Consider the following 17599-nt stretch of genomic DNA (forward strand, 5'->3'; position numbering starts at 1 on the left):
ACGGCGCGAGACCGTACAAGAACCGGAGAAGGTCATGAATGGGAGCACCGTTGCTGAACGCGAGGCGGCCGGGCGTGCCGTGCGCGAGCGCTCGAAACGTTCGAGCCACAAGGAAACCGGCACCTTCAAGCGCGATCCGCTAGCCCTCCTGCGCGCAAGCAGCGAAGGCCGCGTGTCGAACCTCGTGCAACTGCGCTACGGGCGCATGATCGTCTCGCCGTTCACGTTCTTTCGCGGCAGCGCGATTCTCCAGGCGCACGATCTCGCCGGCGTGCCCAGCACCGGCATGGCAATGGAAATTTGCGGCGACGCGCATCTGCTGAACTTCGGTGGCTTCGCCACGCCCGAGCGCCAGCTCGTGTTCGATCTCAACGACTTCGACGAGGTGGCGCCCGGCCCGTGGGAATGGGACGTGAAGCGCCTCGTGGCGAGCTTCGTCGTGGCGGCGCGGCACATGCGCTACTCGCGCGGCGTGGCCGAGGAACTGGTGATGGCGGCCGTGACCAGCTATCGCGACCGCCTGCGCCAATATGCCGAGTACGGCGCGCTCGATCTCTGGTACGACAAAATCACCTTCGATCGCATGGTCGAAACTGCGCTCACGCCCGAAGGCCGACGCCTGATCCGGCGCGGCATGGAGAAGGCCGCGAACCGCACGCACGAGAACCTGCTCGAAAAGCTAGCGGAGCGCGACGGTGATCACTGGACGATTCACGACGTGCCGCCCGCGCTCTTTCACGTGCACGGCGTGAACACGCTGTTCGACCCGGAAGACGACTGGTTCACGCTCGGCGACTGGCGCACGCTGATCGAGCCGATGTACGAGGAATACACGAAAACGCTCGCGCCCGACCGGCGCGAACTGCTCGATCACTTCGCGATTCAGGATCTGGTGTTCAAGGTCGTGGGCGTGGGCAGCGTGGGCACGCGCTGCCTCGTGATGCTGCTCGTCGATCATCACGAGAAGCCGCTCTTTCTGCAGGTGAAAGAGGCACGGCGCTCAGTTGTTTCGCAGTACTTCAAGTCGCCTTCGATCAAGCACGAAGGTGCGCGTGTCGTGCACGGCCAGCGTCTTCTGCAGGCGGCGAGCGACATCTTTCTTGGCTGGACCACGGGGCCCGCGGGGCGCCATTTTTACGTGCGCCAGTTGCGCGACATGAAGCTTTCGATCGATCTCCAGCTGCTCGACAGCACGCTGCTGTGCGGCTATGCGAGGCTGTGCGGCTGGGCGCTCGCTCGCGCGCATGCGAAGTCGGGCAGCTCGGCTATCGAAATCTCTTCGTACATTGGCCGCAGCGACCTGTTCGCGGAGGCGCTCACGACCTACGCGTTCAGCTATGCCGACCAGGTGGAGCGCGATTACGACGTGTTCGTCAAGGCCGCGCGCAGCGGCGAGATCGTCGCGCGCAGCGAAGAGGATATGGCGTCCGATTTCCGCGTTTGAACCACGTTTGAGCCGCATTTGATCCGCATTTGGCTTCAGGCCCGAACGCGCTATCCTTGCGGTTTTCTTTCGTCACGCCGCGCATGAACGCATGCGCGGCATGCGCCCCATGCGTCTACGTCATATCGAAGTCTTTCACGCGATCATGCGCACCGGCTCGCTCTCCAAAGCGGCAGAGCTGCTGTGCGTGTCCCAGCCCGCGGTCAGCAAGGTGCTCGCGCATGCGGAGCGCAGCGCGGGTCTGAAGCTCTTCAGCCGCGCGCACGGCCGCCTGCAGCCCACGCGCGAGGCGGAATTGCTGTTCGCCGAGACGCAGAAGCTGCAATCGAACCTCGACGGCATTCGCGATCTCGCGCGCAATCTCGCGCTGCGTCCGCAAGGGCTGTTGCGCATCGGCTGTCTGCCCAGCCTTGGCATGAGCCTGATTCCGGCTGCCGTGCAGTCGTTTCGCGCGGGCTATCCCGATGTGTCGCTCAAGATCCAGACGCGCCACACGGCCGAACTGCTCAACGCGCTGCTCACGCGCGAACTCGATCTGGGCGTCGCGCTCAATCCGCCCGCGCGGCCGGGCATTGCCGCCGTCGAACTCGCGCGCACGGCCGTGGTCTGCGTCGCGCCGCCCGACGACCCCACGCCGGAACATGCGCCGCTCGCGTTGCGCGATCTGGTCGACGGCGAGTGGATCAGCATCGGCAACGTCGACCCGCTCGGCGAGGCGATTGGCAACCTGCTCGAAGCCGAAGGCGTGGACGACCGGCTCGCGGCAGTCGAGGCGCAAACGTGGCACGTCGCGCGCGCACTTGCGGCACGCGGCGTCGGCCGCGTGCTGCTCGACGAACTCAGCGCGCGCGGGGCGGGCGAGCCCGTGGCGATCCGGCGCGTCGAACCGGCGCTCACGGTCGGCGTGTTCGCCATGTGGCGCGAAGGCGGCATGGACTCGCAGGCGGGCAACGCGTTCGTGGAAGTGCTGCGCGCAAGCCTCGCGCATTCTTGCGCGGTGTGAAGGCGCGAGCCGCCACGGGCCACCGGTACAATTGCGCGCAGGGGGAAGCGGCGCGGTGCGCGCTTCAAGCGAACGAATGAGCGATCCACAGGAGAGACGGTTGAAGCGCGAGTCAAAGCCGCTGGGCATCGCCGGAACACCGAGTGGCTCCATGCGGCGCGGCAGCATGGCGCGCGCGCTCCTGGCCATGCGCTGCGCGGCGCTCGCGTGCGCCTGCGCGTCTGCGGGCGCGGTGCATGCCGATGAACTGGAAAGCCCCACGCTGCGCAAGATTCGCGACACCGGCACGATCGCCATTGGCGTGCGCGATGCGACCGTGCCTTTCTCCTATATGGCCGGCGGCGGGCACGCAACGGGCTACTCGTACGAGATTACCGAGCGCATTGTGGAAAGCGTGCGCGAAACACTGAAGCTTCCGGCGCTGCGCGTGCGCGAAGTGATCGTCACGCCGCAAAATCGCATCACGCTCGTGCAGAACGGCACGGTCGATCTCGAGTGCAGCACCACGACCCATACACGCGAGCGCGAGAACGACGTCGCATTCTCGAACAGCTTTTTCGAGTACGGCGTGCGCATGCTCGTGAAGCGCGGCTCGCCAGTCAAGGACTTCGGCGATCTCGCGGGCCGCACCGTGGTCACGACCGCGGGCACTTCGGAAGAGCGCCTGTTGCGCCGCTGGAACCTGGAGCGCGCGATGAACATGCACATCGTCGTAGCGAAGACTCATGGCGATTCGGTCGAAGCCGTGCGCTCGGGACGCGCCGTTGCCTTCGTGATGGATGAGCCGCTGCTGCATGCCGCGCTCGCAACCGGCTACATGGCGAGCGAGACGCCGGGTGCGCCGGTGGCGCAAAGCGCGAATGCCATGAGCGACGCGCACGCTTACGCGATCGTTGGCACCCCGGCCAGGTCGGAGGTCTACGGCTGCATGTTCCGGCGCGGCGACACCGCGTTCAAGCGCATTGCCGACGACACCATCGCGAAGATGGAGCGCTCGGGCGAAGCGCTGGCGCTTTACCGGCGCTGGTTCGAGTCGCCCATTCCGCCTGCGGGCGTGAACCTCGACTATCCGATGTCGGAGCCGATGAAAGCGCTCTTCGCGAATCCCAACGACCAGCCGCTCGACTGAAGGCTCAACCGAAAGCAAGAGGCAACGATGAGTGATACGCAACAACGCAAAATCGCACTGGTGACGGGCGCGGGCAGCGGCATAGGCCGCGCGTGCGCGCGCCGGCTGCTGGCCAATGGCTTCGCCGTTGTGCTGGCGGGCAGGCGGGCCGAGCCGCTTGAAGCGCTCGCCAGCGAGGCACGCGCGCGTGGCGAAGAGGCGCTGACGGCGCCCTGCGATGTGACCGACGCGGCGGCCGTCGAGGCGCTCTTCGAGACGATCCGCGCGCGCTACGGCCGGCTCGATCTGCTCTTCAACAACGCGGGCCGCAACGCGCCGGCCGTGGACATCGACGAGCTTTCGGTGGACGACTGGCGCGCCGTGGTCGATACAAACCTCACCGGCGTGTTCCTGTGCACGCGCGCGGCGTTCGGGCTCATGAAGCGGCAGACGCCGCGCGGCGGGCGCATCATCAACAACGGCTCGATTTCCGCGCATGCGCCGCGGCCGTTCAGCATCGCCTATACGGCCACCAAGCACGCCATCACCGGCCTGACCAAAACCGTTTCGCTCGATGGCCGGCGCTACGACATCGCGTGCGGGCAAATCGATATCGGCAACGCGGCGACGGAGATGGCCGAGCGCATGGCGCGCGGCGTGCCGCAGGCGAACGGCGAGATTGCCGTCGAGCCGCTGATGGACGTGGAACGCGTGGCCGACGCGCTGCTGCACATGGCGCAACTGCCGCTCGAAGCGAATGTGCAGTTCATGACGATCATGGCGACGAAGATGCCGTTCGTGGGCCGAGGCTGAGCGCAACAGACGGGCGCAAACGGATGTAAGCGGACGCAGGCGCGTCCGCACGCGCTTGCGCGCAGTCCCGTATACTGGGCGCTGAACCACCACGCCGCCTGAGCGCCCATGTCTTTGCCCCCGCGTCCGGACGACGATCCGCGTCCCCAGCCGCCCGCATGTCCCGATAACGACGACTGCTGCCATAGCGGCTGCGACCCCTGCATCTTCGATCTATACGACGAGGAATTCGGCCGGTATCGCGCCGCGCTGGCTGCGTGGGAAGTGCGCGAAGCCGAGCGCGCGGCGCAGGCGAAAGCCTCGCGCAAGCCAGCCGCGAAATCCACCGAATCGCGCGGCAAGCCCTCGCACTGAACTGCATTGCTACCCGCCGCCATGACCGACCCCATCCTCGCTCCCAGCGCTCCCGTTCTCGATGCCGCCGCGCTCGACGCGCTGCAGGCGTTCGTCGAGCGTCATCCGCGCCTGTTCGTGCTGACCGGCGCGGGCATCAGCACGGATTCGGGCATTCCGGGCTACCGCGACGAGAACGGCGCCTGGAAGCGCTCGCCGCCCATCACGCTGCAGGAATTCCTCGGCTCCGAGAGCATGCGTCGGCGCTACTGGGCGCGCAGCCTGGTCGGCTGGCCCACGGTGGGTCTCGCGCAGCCCAACGGCGCACACCGCGCGCTCGCGCGCCTCGGTGCGGCGGGCTACGCGCGCACGCTCGTCACGCAGAACGTGGATGGGCTGCATCAGCGCGCGGGCAGCCGCGACGTGATCGAACTGCACGGCAGCATCGCGCACGTGCATTGCCTCGACTGCGGCGCGCAGTATTCGCGCGCCGCGATCCAGCCGGAACTCGTGGCGCGCAATCCGGACATTGCGGGCGCGATCGCGGAACCCGCCGCCGACGGCGACGCCCATCTCGACTTCGACGGCGCCAACGCTTTCCACGTGCCCGCATGCGCGGCGTGTGGCGGCCTGCTCAAGCCTTCGGTGGTGTTCTTCGGCGAGAACGTGCCGCGCGAGCGCGTGGCCAGCGCCTCGAACGCGCTCGACGAGGCCGACGCCGTGCTCGTGGTCGGCTCCTCGCTCATGGTGTATTCCGGCTATCGTTTCTGTGCCTGGGCGCAGCAGCGCGGCAAGCCCGTGGCCGCGATCAACATGGGCAAGACGCGCGCCGACCCGCTCCTCGCGCTGAAGCTCGAAGCACCCTGCGCCGCCGTGCTCGACGCACTGGGCGCGCGCCTCGTCCCCTGACACGCCACGATTCCACGGAACCGACGCCATGCTGACCACGCTAGCCGCCCTCGAAGCCCACTACGGCACACCGCACGAACGCGCGTTGCGCAAGGAAATCGATCACGTCAACGCGGACTACCGGCGCTTTATCGAAAGCTCGCCGTTCGTCGTGCTCGCCACGGGCGGCCCGGAAGGCCTCGACTGTTCGCCGCGCGGCGACGCCCCCGGTTTCGTGCACATTCTCGATGAGCGCACGCTCGCGTTGCCCGACCGCCCCGGCAACAACCGGGTGGACAGCCTGCGCAACGTGGTCGCTTCGTCGCAGGTGGGACTGCTTTTCATGGTGCCGGGCGTGGGCGAGATGCTGCGCGTGAACGGACGCGGCCGCGTGAGCACCGACCCCGAACTCGTCGCGAGCTTCGCCGTGGATGGCAAGCCGCCGCGCTCGGTGCTCGTGATCGACGTGGAAAGCGTGTACTTCCATTGCTCCAAGGCCATCGTGCGCTCGAAGCTGTGGGACCCGTCGCACCACGTCGAACGCTCGCATCTGCCGAGCGCCGGCGAGATGCTGCGCCGCGTGAACGAGGAGCAATATGGCGAGACGTTCGACGCCGAGACCTACGAAGCCGGTCTCGCCGAACGCATCAAGACCACGCTGTACTGAGTGAACGCCGGTTCAACGCCGGTTCAACGCCGATTCAACGCTGAAGAGAACGCAACACGATGAACGACCCGCAATCCGCGCAACGTCTTTCCGCCCCCGCCGCCGCGCGCAACGCCGCGCCGATCCTGGAGGTGCTGCGCGGCGCGCTGCCCGCGCGGGGCACGGTGCTCGAAATCGCGAGCGGCACCGGCCAGCATGCGGTCCATTTCGCCGCCGCGTTTGCCGACCTCGTGTGGCAGCCGAGCGATGCCGACGCGCGCGCCCGCGCTTCGATCGACGCCTGGCGCGAGCACACGGGTCTGGCTAACCTGCGCGCGCCGCTCGATCTCGACGTGCGACGCGAGCCTTGGCCGATCGACGTGGTGGACGCCGTCGTTTGCATCAACATGATTCACATCGCGCCATGGGAGGCCGCGCAAGCGCTGATGAAAGGCGCGGGCGCGCGCCTGGCTTCTGGGGGCGCGCTCGTGCTGTACGGGCCGTACCGGCGCGAAGGCGCGCACACGGCGCCGAGCAATGAGGCCTTCGACGCCGACTTGCGCGCGCGCGACCCGTCCTGGGGCGTGCGCGACATGGAGGCCGTGGAGGCGCTGGCGCTGGCGCAAGGCTTCGACTGCGAAGCGCGCGTGGCGATGCCGGCGAACAATTTCAGCCTGGTGTTCCGAAAACGCTAAGCAGGTAGGGAAACATGAGCCGCATTGCGCGCGTGCGCGCGGCTCCAGGGCGTTTCCCTTATGCTTGCACGGTTGGCGCCCCGTTGCGGCGCCGTCTATGAATGAAGTGGAGAAACAACATGAGCAAACAGCCAATCGGCGTTGTGGGTCTGGCCGTGATGGGTAGCAATCTGGCGCTCAACATCGAAAGCCGCGGCCATGCGGTCTCGGTGTTCAACCGCAGCCGCGCCCGAACCGACGAGCTGATCGCTGAGTATCCGGATCGCAAGCTCGTGCCGGCGTACACGCTCGAAGAGTTCGTGGATTCGCTCGAAAAACCGCGCCGCATTCTGATGATGGTGAAGGCCGGCGCGCCCACCGACGACACCATTGCCGCGCTCAAGCCGCTGCTCGAGAAGGGCGACATCCTGATCGACGGCGGCAATACGCACTTCACCGATACCATCCGCCGCAATCAGGAACTCGCCAAGTCGGGCCTGCATTTCATCGGCACGGGCGTGTCGGGCGGCGAGGAAGGCGCGCTTAAAGGCCCGTCGATCATGCCGGGCGGCCAGCGCGATGCTTACGATCTCGTTGCGCCGATCCTGACTGAAATCTCCGCGAAGGCGCCGGACGGCGAGCCGTGCGTGGCCTACATGGGTCCGGACGGCGCAGGCCATTTCGTGAAGATGGTGCACAACGGCATCGAGTACGGCGACATGCAGCTGATCGCCGAAAGCTACGCGGTGCTCAAGCAGGTGGTCGGCCTCTCGAATGAGGAACTGGCCAAGGTTTACACCGAATGGAACGAGGGCGAACTCGACAGCTACCTGATCGAAATCACCTCGAAGATCTTCACCAAGAAGGACGAGGAAACGGGCAAGGATCTCGTCGACGTGATTCTCGACCGCGCTGCGCAAAAGGGCACCGGCAAGTGGACCAGCCAGAACGCGCTCGATCTCGGCGCGCCGCTGCCGCTCATCACCGAGGCCGTGTTCGCGCGCGTGCTCTCGTCGCTCAAGACGCAGCGCGTGGCGGCGAGCAAGGTGCTCTCGGGCCCGGACACGAAGCCGTTCTCGGGCGACCGCAAGGCGTTCATCGAGTCGGTGCGCCGCGCGCTGTACTTCTCGAAGGTCATTTCGTACGCGCAAGGCTTCGCGCAACTGCGCGCCGCCTCCGACGAGTACAAGTGGGACCTGCAGTACGGCACGATCGCCAAGATTTTCCGCGCCGGCTGCATCATCCGCGCGCGCTTCCTGCAGAAGATCATGGACGCCTACGCGAAGAACCCGCAGCTCGATAACCTGCTGCTCGATCCCTATTTCCGTGACATCGCGGCCAACTATCAGTCGGCGCTGCGCGACGTGGTGATCCAGGCGGTGAGCGCGGGCGTGCCGGTGCCGGCGTTCTCGTCGGCGGTGGCCTACTTCGACGGCTACCGCTCGGAGCGCGTGCCCGCCAACCTCGTGCAGGCGCAGCGCGACTTCTTCGGCGCGCACACGTTCGAGCGCATCGACAAGCCCGGCAGCTTCCACGCCGACTGGTCGTAAGGAAATTGCAAGACAAAAGACCGCAATGTCGTTGCGGTCTTTGTTGGAATCGAAAGGTGAGTCCTTGGGACTCACCTTTTTTTATTGCGAGAATTGCAACGGTGTTTTGACGAATAAGGGTTTTCCCTATATGAGCCGGAGGCCTACACTGTATTCAACGGCTGACGAACACGGTGTTCCGAAGCCGACATAAAACAGATGGAGGTCCGATCATGAACAAGCTTATTTCCGCAGCCGTTGTTGCCGCCGCTCTTGCTGTTCCGGCAATCTCGTTCGCCCAGTCGAGCGAGCAAGGCCTGACCCGCGCTCAAGTGCGCGCAGAACTGGTTCAACTCGAGAAGGCTGGCTACAACCCGTCGGCTGACCATGTGAACTACCCGGAAAACCTGCAGGCCGCTCAAGCCCGCGTGACCGAGGAAAAGCTCGCCGCCGGCGACACCAGCGGCTACGGCGCACCGGCAGTCGGCACGTCGCAGTCGGGCGCAGCGGTGCAACCGGCGCAAGTCGCACCGAACCAACGCATTTACTTCGGCCACTAAGCCCTGACCGAACGGAACCGCTCCCGGCGGTTCCGGCAAGCTACCCCCTGTAGTGAGTTGTCGCTGTACGTAGTTGGTAGTTGCAGCAGAAGTTGTAGTTTGAGTCGTTGCAGTACGCAGTGAGTTGTTGCGGTAGAAGTTGCAGTCGCAGTACGTAGAGAGCGGTTGCAGTAGAAGTGGCAGTTCGCGGTGTGCAGTTGCAATACGCAGTAGGCAGTACGCAGGTCAGTTGTTGCAGTGAAGCAGTTGCAGTACGCAGAGAGAGCAGAAGGTAGTTGAAGTTGGCTGGCGCAGTGAGAGGTGCAGCCGTGCAGTAGCAGTACGCATGATGTGTAGCAGGCAGTACGCAGTACGTTGTTGCAAAAGGCAGTCCAGCGCGGGCCGGTTCTCCACCGGCCCGTACTTTTTTGTGGCGCGTTTTCCGCTGTCTAAGGACGCCGTAGCAAACATTGACGGGTCCGGACGCCACTCCTATGATCGGTCGGCAGTTTCCATAACAGTTGCCCAGCGACAGGAGACGCCCCGCCATGACCCACCCCACCCGCAAGCCCTTGCGCAGCCAGGCCTGGTTCGGCAAAGCCGACAAGGACGGCTTCATCCACCGCTCGTGGATGAAAAATCAGGGCATCCCTCACGACGCATTCGACGGCCGCCCCGTCATCGGCATCTGCAATACGTGGTCGGAACTCACGCCGTGCAACGCGCATTTTCGCGAGCTCGCGCAGTACGTGAAGAAGGGCGTGTACGAAGCCGGTGGCCTGCCGCTCGAATTTCCCGTGATGTCGCTTGGCGAGTCGAACCTGCGGCCCACCGCGATGCTGTTTCGCAACCTCGCTTCAATGGACGTCGAAGAGTCGATTCGCGGCAATCCGATCGACGGCACGATTTTGCTCGTCGGCTGCGACAAGACCACGCCGGCCTTGCTGATGGGCGCAGCGTCGTGCGACTTGCCCGCGCTCGCGGTGTCGGGCGGCCCGATGCTCAACGGACGTTTTCGCGGCCACGAAATCGGCTCGGGCACGGGCGTGTGGCAAATGTCCGAGGAAGTGCGCGCGGGGACGATGTCGCAGGCCGAATTCGTCGAGGCGGAGTCGTGCATGAACCGCTCGCGCGGCCACTGCATGACCATGGGCACCGCGTCCACGATGGCCTCGATGGTCGAATCGCTCGGCATGGGGCTGCCGCACAATGCGGCCATCCCCGCTGTCGATGCGCGCCGCCAGGTGCTCGCGCAACTCGCCGGCCGGCGCATCGTCGAGATGGTGCGCGAAGACCTCACGATGTCGAAGATCCTCACGCGCGCGGCATTCGAAAATGCGATCCGCACCAACGCGGCCATCGGCGGCTCGACCAATGCCGTCGTGCATCTGCTCGCGCTCGCGCGGCGCATTGGCGTGCCGCTTTCGCTCGACGACTGGGAACTCGGCTCGGACATACCGTGCCTCGTAAATCTGCAGCCTTCAGGCCACTTCCTGATGGAGGACTTCTATTACGCGGGCGGCTTGCCCGCGGTGCTGCGCCAACTCGGCGAACAAGGGCTGCTGCATCGGGACGCGTTGACCGTCAACGGTAAAACCATCTGGGAAAACGTGGCCGAGGCGCCGAACTACAACGCCGAAGTCATTACCTCGTTTGCGCAGCCGTTCAAGCCCAAAGCGGGAATCGCCGTGCTCAAGGGCAACCTCGCGCCCGACGGCGCGGTCATCAAGCCTTCTGCCGCCACGCCCGCGCTGCTGCGTCATCGCGGCCGCGCGGTGGTGTTCGAGAACGTCGAGGAACTGCACGCAAAGGTCGACGACGCTTCGCTCGATATCGACGAGCATTGCGTCATGGTCCTCAAGGGCGCCGGGCCCAAGGGCTACCCCGGTTTCGCCGAGGTCGGCAACATGCCGCTGCCGAAGAAGGTGCTGCAAAAGGGCATTACCGACATGGTGCGCATCTCGGATGGCCGCATGAGCGGCACGGCGTATGGCGCGGTCGTGCTGCACGTGTCGCCCGAAGCGGCGGCGGGCGGTCCGCTCGCGCTCGTGCGCACGGGCGACATGATCGAGCTGGACGTCGCGGCGCGGCGCCTGCATCTGGAGGTCTCCGACGAGGAACTCGCGCGCCGCAAGGCTGAGTGGAAGGCGCCCGAGCTGCCCGAGCGCGGCTATTACCGGCTTTACGTCGAACACGTGCTGCAGGCCGACAAGGGCGCCGACCTGGACTTTCTCGTTGGCGCGAGCGGTGCGGCCGTGCCGCGCGACTCGCACTGATCGTGCCGGAGGCAGCGATGGCAGCGCCTGCCACATCCGTCGGCGACATTGCCGGCATCTATCCGATCCTCTACGCGTTCTTCGATCGCGAAAACCGCCTCGACCGCGCGGCCATGCGCCGCCAGGTCGAAGCGGCCGTGCGCGGCGGGGCGCCGGGCATGGCGGTGCTCGGGCTCGCGACCGAGGTCAACAAGCTTTCGCGCGCTGAACGCGAGCAGGTGATCGACTGGGCGCAGGAGGACAGCGGCGGCGCGCTGCCGCTTGCCGTCACGGTGAGCGGTCCCACGGTGGCGGCGCAGCGCGAATTCGCGCAATTCGCCATCGAGCGCGGCGCGGCGTGGCTGATCCTCCAGCCGCCGGCGCGCGCGCAGGGCGAAAGCGCACAGCCCGAATCGTTCTATTTCGACTTCTTCGCTGGCGTGATGACGGGGCTGGATGTGACGGTCGGCATTCAGAACGCGCCGGAGTATCTGGGCGTCGGGCTTTCGCCGGGCAGTTTGCGCGCGCTTGCGGCGCAATGTCCGAACTTCCGTGTGCTCAAAGGTGAAGGCCCCGCGGTGACGATTGCCGAAACGATCGCGCAGATCGGCGACCTGATGCCCGTGCTCAACGGGCGCGGCGGCATGGAATTGCTCGATAACCTGCGCGCCGGCTGCGCGGGCATGATCGTCGCGCCCGACTGCTTCGACTGGCAGCAGCAGATTTACACGGCGTTCCGTTCAGGCGATATCGAGCGCGCGCAGACCCTTTACCAGCAGGTGCTGCCTGCCATCGTCTTCGTCATGCAGTCGCTCGATACGCTGATTTGCTACGGCAAGCGCATCGCGGCGTGGCGCATGGGCATCGACGTCGAGTACGAGCGCGACGTCAAGCTGGCGCCGAGCCGCTTCGGCCTGGAAGCCGCCCGGCGATTCGCGCGGCAACTGGGCCCGCTTGCGTGATCACCGCGCATGCAGATGCGGCACGCCCTCGCTCGTCGCGACCTTGAGCTGATGCAGCGCCCGGTGTGCCTTGTTCAACTGCGCCTGCGCGGCGATGCGCTGCGCCTCCAGCTGCGCGACTTCCTTGCGCACCTGACTCTGGCGGCCCGTCACCGTTACCTCCTGTTCCGCGTGGCGCTGCAGGTCCACGCGCAGGCGTTCGGCCTGGGCTTCCGACTCCTCGATTTGCCGCGAGAGTTCCGCGTTTTGCGCAACGAGCTGCACGCGGCGCGTTTCGCCGTCGGCGAGGCGCGTGGCTTGCTCCTGCATCAAGTGAAACGCCGAGCCGGCCGCGTCGAGATCGTTGGCTTTCAGCGCGCGCCACAGTACGCTTTCCTGATGTAGCGCGACGAAGTAGCCGAGCGTGGGTGCATGGAAGAAGAGGCTGACCGTATAGGCGAAGCAGCGGTACACGCGGAACGTCATCAACTCGTCGGCGGCGTGGAGCGCTTCGAACGCGGCGCCGTCGGCGATCTGCACCGGGCGGCCGTTCAGGTGCGCGGGCATGACCGGCACCGGATGGAGTGTGGACACCGTTCGCGTTCCGCCGGCGCCCTCGGATCCCACGGTCGCCTCCGCGCGCGACTCGATCTCGACGGTGGTCTCGGTTGGCGTCACTGCGGAATCGGCGGGATTGGCCGCGGATCGCGGCGCGCGGCTGGCAGCTTCACTTGCGACGGCGCGTTGCGTGGCGGCATCATGGGCCACGGCAAGGATGCGCGATGGTGCGCCAGAGAGCGCGGTGTTACGGCGGTTCAAAATGGATTTCACGGCGGTTCCCCCAGTTTGGCGCGCCAAAAACGAGGCGCTCCGCGCGCGGCAGCATGGCACACAGGCGCCAGCGCGCAGGCAAATGGGGCGGGCGATGCGGGTAGGGCGCCGTCCGCTCCGGGTTCGTGTACTAGTGAAGCAGGCGCGGCCGGCGTGCAATGTCGTCGAAGAGCGCACGGCCGGGTTCGAGTGCGAAAAGCCACGTTTCGTCATAGCCGCTCAGGGTGTCGAGCGCATCGCGCAGGCGCTCGATGACTACGGCGGGAATTTCCACGCACGCCTGGGTGGCGCCGGAAAGCCGCGCGATGCTGGCGTGCTGCACCAGTTCGTCGGCGGCCTCGGCCACGTCGGCTGCGAAGATGAGATGGTTGTTCAACAATTCGACGAGGCCCGGCGACGACGTGACATCTTCGACGTTGAGCTGCAGCGAAAGAAAGGTGGCTTTGTTCATTCTCGGATCCCTCAGGGCCATTGGGACTGCAGCGAGAGGCCTTTCATCTGATTATCGGGTGACGCGTGAACCAGTATAGGCGTTGACCCGCGCAAACGCAGGCGGGGCGCGCATGCCGGCTAAAAAAGGCGGTTCGGGCATGAACGATATAATGGGGGACGTTCGCCATTTCCGGCCTGGCATCGATGCAATTCGCGCGGAATGTGGCGCGCAAGCGAACGCCTGCGGCCCGCCGCGCATCCCCTACGCGTATTTTTCTTCATACGCGAGGACCAAGCGAGGAACAGCAAGATGAATCGACAACGGCGAAACCCGGGCGCGTATGCGGCGCTGGCCGCCCTTACGCTCGTCTGCAGCGCCTGTAGCAGCACCTTCACGCCGTGGGCGGAGTCCCCGAGCGCGCCTCCAGTGTCCACGAGCGGCGTGCCGGCGGGCTACTACCGCGTCAATCCGGGCGACACACTCGCGCGCGTCGCCGGGGCCTTCGGCCAGCGTCCGCAGGACATCGCGATCTGGAACCAGCTGCCTTCGGCCAACGTGCAGATCCTGCCCGGCCAGGTGTTGCGCGTCGCTCCGCCACCCAACTACGCAGCCGCCACACCACCGGGGCAGGTGCAGGTGCCCAGCGCCCCCGCCGCAGCCGGCGTAGCCATGCCCGCGCCCGTCGCGCCCGCCATCGCGCTCGCGTGGCCCGCACGCGGCCCGATCCTGCAGCGCTTCGTGCCGGGCAAGTCCACCGGCATCGTGATCGGCGGCACGCCCGGCGAGGAGGTCAAGGCCGCTGCCGCTGGCCGGGTGGTCTACGCGGGCACGGGTATCGAGGCCTACGGACCGCTCGTGATCATCAAGCACAACGACCAGGTCGTCACGGCCTATGGCCGCAACGGCAGGCTGCTCGTGAAGGAAGACGACGCCGTCTCGCAAGGCCAGCCGATCGCGGAAATGGGCTCCGGCGGCGTTCAGTTCGAAGTCCGCAGCGACGGCAAGCCCGTCGATCCGCTGCCGCTGCTCGCGCACTAGCCGCGGCGCGAGCGCCCCGGCATTGCGCTGGGCCGCCGTTTGAAAATACACTCGATGGTTCTCACGCCGCGAGAGCGCGCGCCCGACAAGGCGCGCGCACGTTTGCCGCGCGCGTGCTTCAACCACGAGGATTTCATCGCAATGATCGACCTGCGCAGCGACACCGTCACCCGTCCGAGCGAAGCCATGCTCGCCGCCATGACCCGCGCCGAAACCGGCGACGACGTGTGGGGCGACGACCCGACCGTGCTGCGCCTGCAGGCGCGCATGGCGCAGGAGGCGGGCAAGGAGGCGGGGCTATTTTTCCCGAGCGGCACGCAAAGCAACCTCGCCGCGCTGATGGCGCATTGCGCGCGCGGCGACGAGTACATCGTCGGCCAGGCGGCGCACACCTATAAGTACGAGGGCGGTGGCGCGGCCGTGCTGGGCAGCATCCAGCCGCAGCCGCTCGACAACGCCGAAGACGGTTCGATCCCGCTCGAACGCATCGCCGCCGCGATCAAGCCGCTCGACGACCACTTCGCGCGTACGCGCCTGCTCGCGCTCGAAAACACCATCGGCGGCAAGGTGCTGCCGGCGGATTACGTCGCGAAGGCCACCCAGCTCGCGCATGACCGCGGGCTCGCGACGCACCTCGACGGCGCGCGCGTGTACAACGCGGCGGTCGCTTCCGGCCAGCCGCTCGAGGCGCTCACGGCGGGCTTCGACTCGGTGTCGATCTGCTTTTCGAAGGGCCTGGGCACGCCGGTGGGGTCGGTGCTGGTGGGCAGCCGCGCGCTCATCGACGCCGCGCATCGCTGGCGCAAGGTGCTGGGCGGCGGGATGCGCCAGGCGGGCGTGCTAGCGGCCGCGTGCCTTTACGCGCTCGATCACAACGTTGCGCGTCTGGCCGACGACCACGCGAACGCCGCGCGTCTTGCCGCCGGTCTCGCGCAGATCGATCAGGTCAAGGTCATGTCGCAAGCCACGAACATGGTGTTCGTGCAGTTCCCGCAGGAGCACTGCGCGCCCCTGGAGGCGTATCTGAAGGAGCGCGGCATCCTCACGCAGATGCTGTACGCGTCGCGCTTCGTGACGCACCTCGACGTCACGGCCGCCGATATCGATACGTTCGTGGCGGCGGTGAAGGGTTACTTCGCACGCTGAGCCGATAGATCGGCTCGCAAAGGCGCGCTTCACCAGCGCGTCTTTGCCTCAGGCCTCAGCGGGCTGCATCGCACGCACTACCTGCACTACCTGAATTACCCGCCCTGCACCGCCCGGTGCGAGGGCGCGAAGAGCCTCAGCCCGCTCGCAATGGCCGCCGCGCCCGCAAAGGCGCAACCAAGGCCCAACGCGAGCGTCGGGCCGTGCCGGCCCACGATCCCGAAGCACAGCGCGACCAACGCCGCGCCGGTGGTCTGCCCGAGCAGACGCGAGACGGCGATGGTGCCGCTCGCGCCGCCGCTGCGCTCGGGCGGCGCGCTTGCCATGATCGCCCGCAGGTTGGGCGACTGGAAAAAGCCGAAGCCCGCGCCGCAGATCGCCATGCGCACGACGATATCCGTCACCGAGGGGTGCGCAGGCAGCAAAGCGAGCGACGCCATGCCGGCCGAGAGGATCGCGAGACCGATCGCGCCGAGGAGGCCCGGCGGATAGCGGTCGGAGAGGCGTCCCGCAATGGGCGCCGCGGCGGCCACGACCACGGGCCAGGGTGTCATCAGGAAGCCGGTCTCCACCTGGCTGCGCATCAGCACGGTTTCGAAATAGAACGGCAGCGAAACGAACGCGAGGCCCTGGGCCGCGAACGAGCAGATCGCGGTGACCGACGAAAGCGCGAATACCGGCCGGCGGAACAGATCCACGGGCAGCATCGGCGCGGGATGTCCGGCTTCACGTCGGATCAGCAGCGCGCCGAATACCAGCGCCACGACGGCGGCAATGGCCACTTCGACGCCGGGCGCGCGCTGCGCGGCTTCGCCGAGCGCGAAGATCAGCGCCGCGAAGGTAATGACGTTGAGCACCGCCGCGACGGGATCGAACGCGTGCTTGCCGCGCGCCGTTTGCGGCAGCGCCGGCAGCGCGAACACGAGCGCGATCACGCCGAGCGGCACGTTGATCGCGAAGAGCCACGGCCAGGTGCCCGCGGAGAGGATTAGCGATGCCATGGTCGGGCCCACGGCGAACGAAACGCCCACGACCAGCGCGTTCATGCCGAGCCCGCGCCCCAGCCGGTGCGGCGGGTAAAGAAACCGGATCAGCGCCGTGTTTACGCTCATGATGGCGCTCGCACCGAGCCCCTGCAGCACGCGCGCGCCGGCGAGCGCGGTGAGCGTGGGCGCGAGCGCGCAGGCGAGCGAAGCGACCGTGAAGATCGCGAGGCCGCTGATATAGATGCGCCGGTGGCCGATGATGTCGCCGAGCGCCGCGAGCGGCAGCAACGTGGCGACCATCGCGAGCTGGTACGCGTTGATGATCCACACCGAGGCGGCGGGGGCCGCGTGCAGATCGGTGGCGATGGCGGGCAGCGCCGTGTTGGCGATGGCGGTGTCGAGCGTGGCGAGCGCGACGGCGAGCATCACCGCGCCCATGGCGCGGCGGGTCTTCGCGGACATGGGCGCGTCGGGGGGCTCGGTATGGCCGGTATTGCGGGATTCGCGCGCCGCGGAAAGGGTTTCGGACAAGACAGTCTCGGGCGGGTGGGACGATGAAGGCTGCGGCGCGGGCCGCACGGACGAACTTTGCGATTGTTACAGAGCCCGGCTGGTTTTGCAGGAGACGCTTCAGAGCGTGGGGTGACTGTAAGGCTTTGGGCCGCGCGCAATCGTCGTCGAATGCCATCGAACGCCGTCATATCGCAACTAACTGCCAGTCCCGTCGCGCGCACGCGTGCCGCCGCGCTGCGCGCGCGGAGCCGTCCGCATGGCAAGGGATCGAGGCGGTCGGCGGGTTCCGCCTGTCGGGCGGCTAGCGTCCGCGCGCGATTTGCGCGCCGCCGCACACGATTTGAAAATGCACTACTCTGCAAATTGATCTGCGCTCGCTGGCGAGCGGTGCCGGCCTTTTGCGCCGCGACGCCGATGCGTCATCGTCCCGTTCCGCCCCGCGCGGCGCAGGCCCGGAACAACCGCGCGTCCTGCACCAT

At 66.8% G+C, this 17599-nt stretch carries 17 protein-coding genes; 14 read left to right on the forward strand and 3 right to left on the reverse strand.

Going from position 1 to position 17599, the window contains the following annotated elements; all coding sequences use genetic code 11:
• Positions 1-34 precede the first annotated feature (34 nt).
• The 12 genes from U5A52_RS04640 (at position 35) to U5A52_RS04695 (ending at position 12194) form a co-directional block, all read left to right on the forward strand.
• A complete protein-coding gene (locus U5A52_RS04640) occupies positions 35-1444 on the forward strand; it encodes a DUF2252 domain-containing protein (RefSeq protein WP_321934058.1) in 1410 nt (469 codons plus the stop codon).
• A gap of 109 nt (positions 1445-1553) precedes the next feature.
• Positions 1554-2447, forward strand: a complete 894-nt coding sequence (locus U5A52_RS04645; RefSeq protein WP_321934059.1) for a LysR family transcriptional regulator — start codon at positions 1554-1556, stop codon at positions 2445-2447.
• Between the two features lie 187 nt (positions 2448-2634).
• A complete protein-coding gene (locus tag U5A52_RS04650; protein WP_321934180.1) occupies positions 2635-3576 on the forward strand; it encodes a transporter substrate-binding domain-containing protein in 942 nt (313 codons plus the stop codon).
• Between the two features lie 27 nt (positions 3577-3603).
• A complete protein-coding gene (locus U5A52_RS04655; RefSeq protein ID WP_321934060.1) occupies positions 3604-4368 on the forward strand; it encodes an SDR family oxidoreductase in 765 nt (254 codons plus the stop codon).
• Positions 4369-4476: 108 nt separating this feature from the next.
• Positions 4477-4722: an oxidoreductase-like domain-containing protein gene (locus U5A52_RS04660; RefSeq protein ID WP_321934061.1), complete on the forward strand. Its 246-nt coding sequence runs from the start codon at positions 4477-4479 to the stop codon at positions 4720-4722.
• Positions 4723-4743: 21 nt separating this feature from the next.
• The gene (locus tag U5A52_RS04665) at positions 4744-5610 is read left to right on the forward strand and encodes an NAD-dependent protein deacetylase (RefSeq protein WP_321934062.1); all 867 of its coding nucleotides are present in this window, start codon (positions 4744-4746) and stop codon (positions 5608-5610) included.
• Between the two features lie 28 nt (positions 5611-5638).
• The gene (locus U5A52_RS04670; RefSeq protein WP_321934063.1) at positions 5639-6256 is read left to right on the forward strand and encodes a pyridoxamine 5'-phosphate oxidase family protein; all 618 of its coding nucleotides are present in this window, start codon (positions 5639-5641) and stop codon (positions 6254-6256) included.
• 59 nt (positions 6257-6315) lie between these two features.
• Positions 6316-6930, forward strand: coding sequence for a DUF938 domain-containing protein (locus U5A52_RS04675; RefSeq protein WP_321934064.1), 615 nt, complete (start codon positions 6316-6318; stop codon positions 6928-6930).
• A 119-nt stretch (positions 6931-7049) separates the two neighbouring features.
• Positions 7050-8459 carry an NADP-dependent phosphogluconate dehydrogenase gene (gene gndA, locus U5A52_RS04680; RefSeq protein ID WP_321911550.1) on the forward strand — a complete coding sequence of 470 codons (1410 nt, stop codon included), beginning with the start codon at positions 7050-7052 and terminating at the stop codon, positions 8457-8459.
• Between the two features lie 212 nt (positions 8460-8671).
• Positions 8672-8998: a DUF4148 domain-containing protein gene (locus U5A52_RS04685; protein ID WP_158760898.1), complete on the forward strand. Its 327-nt coding sequence runs from the start codon at positions 8672-8674 to the stop codon at positions 8996-8998.
• Positions 8999-9525: 527 nt separating this feature from the next.
• On the forward strand, positions 9526-11253 hold the full coding sequence (locus U5A52_RS04690) for an IlvD/Edd family dehydratase (RefSeq protein WP_321934065.1): 1728 nt from the start codon (positions 9526-9528) through the stop codon (positions 11251-11253).
• 17 nt (positions 11254-11270) lie between these two features.
• On the forward strand, positions 11271-12194 hold the full coding sequence (locus U5A52_RS04695; RefSeq protein ID WP_321934066.1) for a dihydrodipicolinate synthase family protein: 924 nt from the start codon (positions 11271-11273) through the stop codon (positions 12192-12194).
• Here the strand turns inward: U5A52_RS04695 and U5A52_RS04700 are convergent, their stop codons facing one another.
• Both U5A52_RS04700 and U5A52_RS04705 read right to left on the reverse strand, forming a co-directional pair.
• Complete coding sequence (locus tag U5A52_RS04700; RefSeq protein WP_321934067.1) at positions 12195-12767, reverse strand: DUF2968 domain-containing protein; 573 nt, start codon at positions 12765-12767, stop codon at positions 12195-12197.
• A gap of 367 nt (positions 12768-13134) precedes the next feature.
• Complete coding sequence (locus U5A52_RS04705) at positions 13135-13455, reverse strand: hypothetical protein (protein ID WP_254316654.1); 321 nt, start codon at positions 13453-13455, stop codon at positions 13135-13137.
• Positions 13456-13746: 291 nt separating this feature from the next.
• Between U5A52_RS04705 and U5A52_RS04710 the strand changes: the two genes are divergently transcribed.
• The gene (locus tag U5A52_RS04710) at positions 13747-14475 is read left to right on the forward strand and encodes a peptidoglycan DD-metalloendopeptidase family protein (protein WP_321934068.1); all 729 of its coding nucleotides are present in this window, start codon (positions 13747-13749) and stop codon (positions 14473-14475) included.
• 141 nt (positions 14476-14616) lie between these two features.
• Positions 14617-15621, forward strand: a complete 1005-nt coding sequence (gene ltaE / locus U5A52_RS04715) for a low-specificity L-threonine aldolase (RefSeq protein ID WP_321934181.1) — start codon at positions 14617-14619, stop codon at positions 15619-15621.
• Positions 15622-15716: 95 nt separating this feature from the next.
• On the opposite strand, the gene U5A52_RS04720 is transcribed toward ltaE, so the two are convergent.
• A complete protein-coding gene (locus U5A52_RS04720; protein WP_415773540.1) occupies positions 15717-17069 on the reverse strand; it encodes an MFS transporter in 1353 nt (450 codons plus the stop codon).
• Positions 17070-17599: the final 530 nt, after the last annotated feature.

Origin of the sequence: Paraburkholderia sp. J8-2, from assembly GCF_905220195.1 — a bacterium.
Lineage (GTDB): Bacteria > Pseudomonadota > Gammaproteobacteria > Burkholderiales > Burkholderiaceae > Paraburkholderia.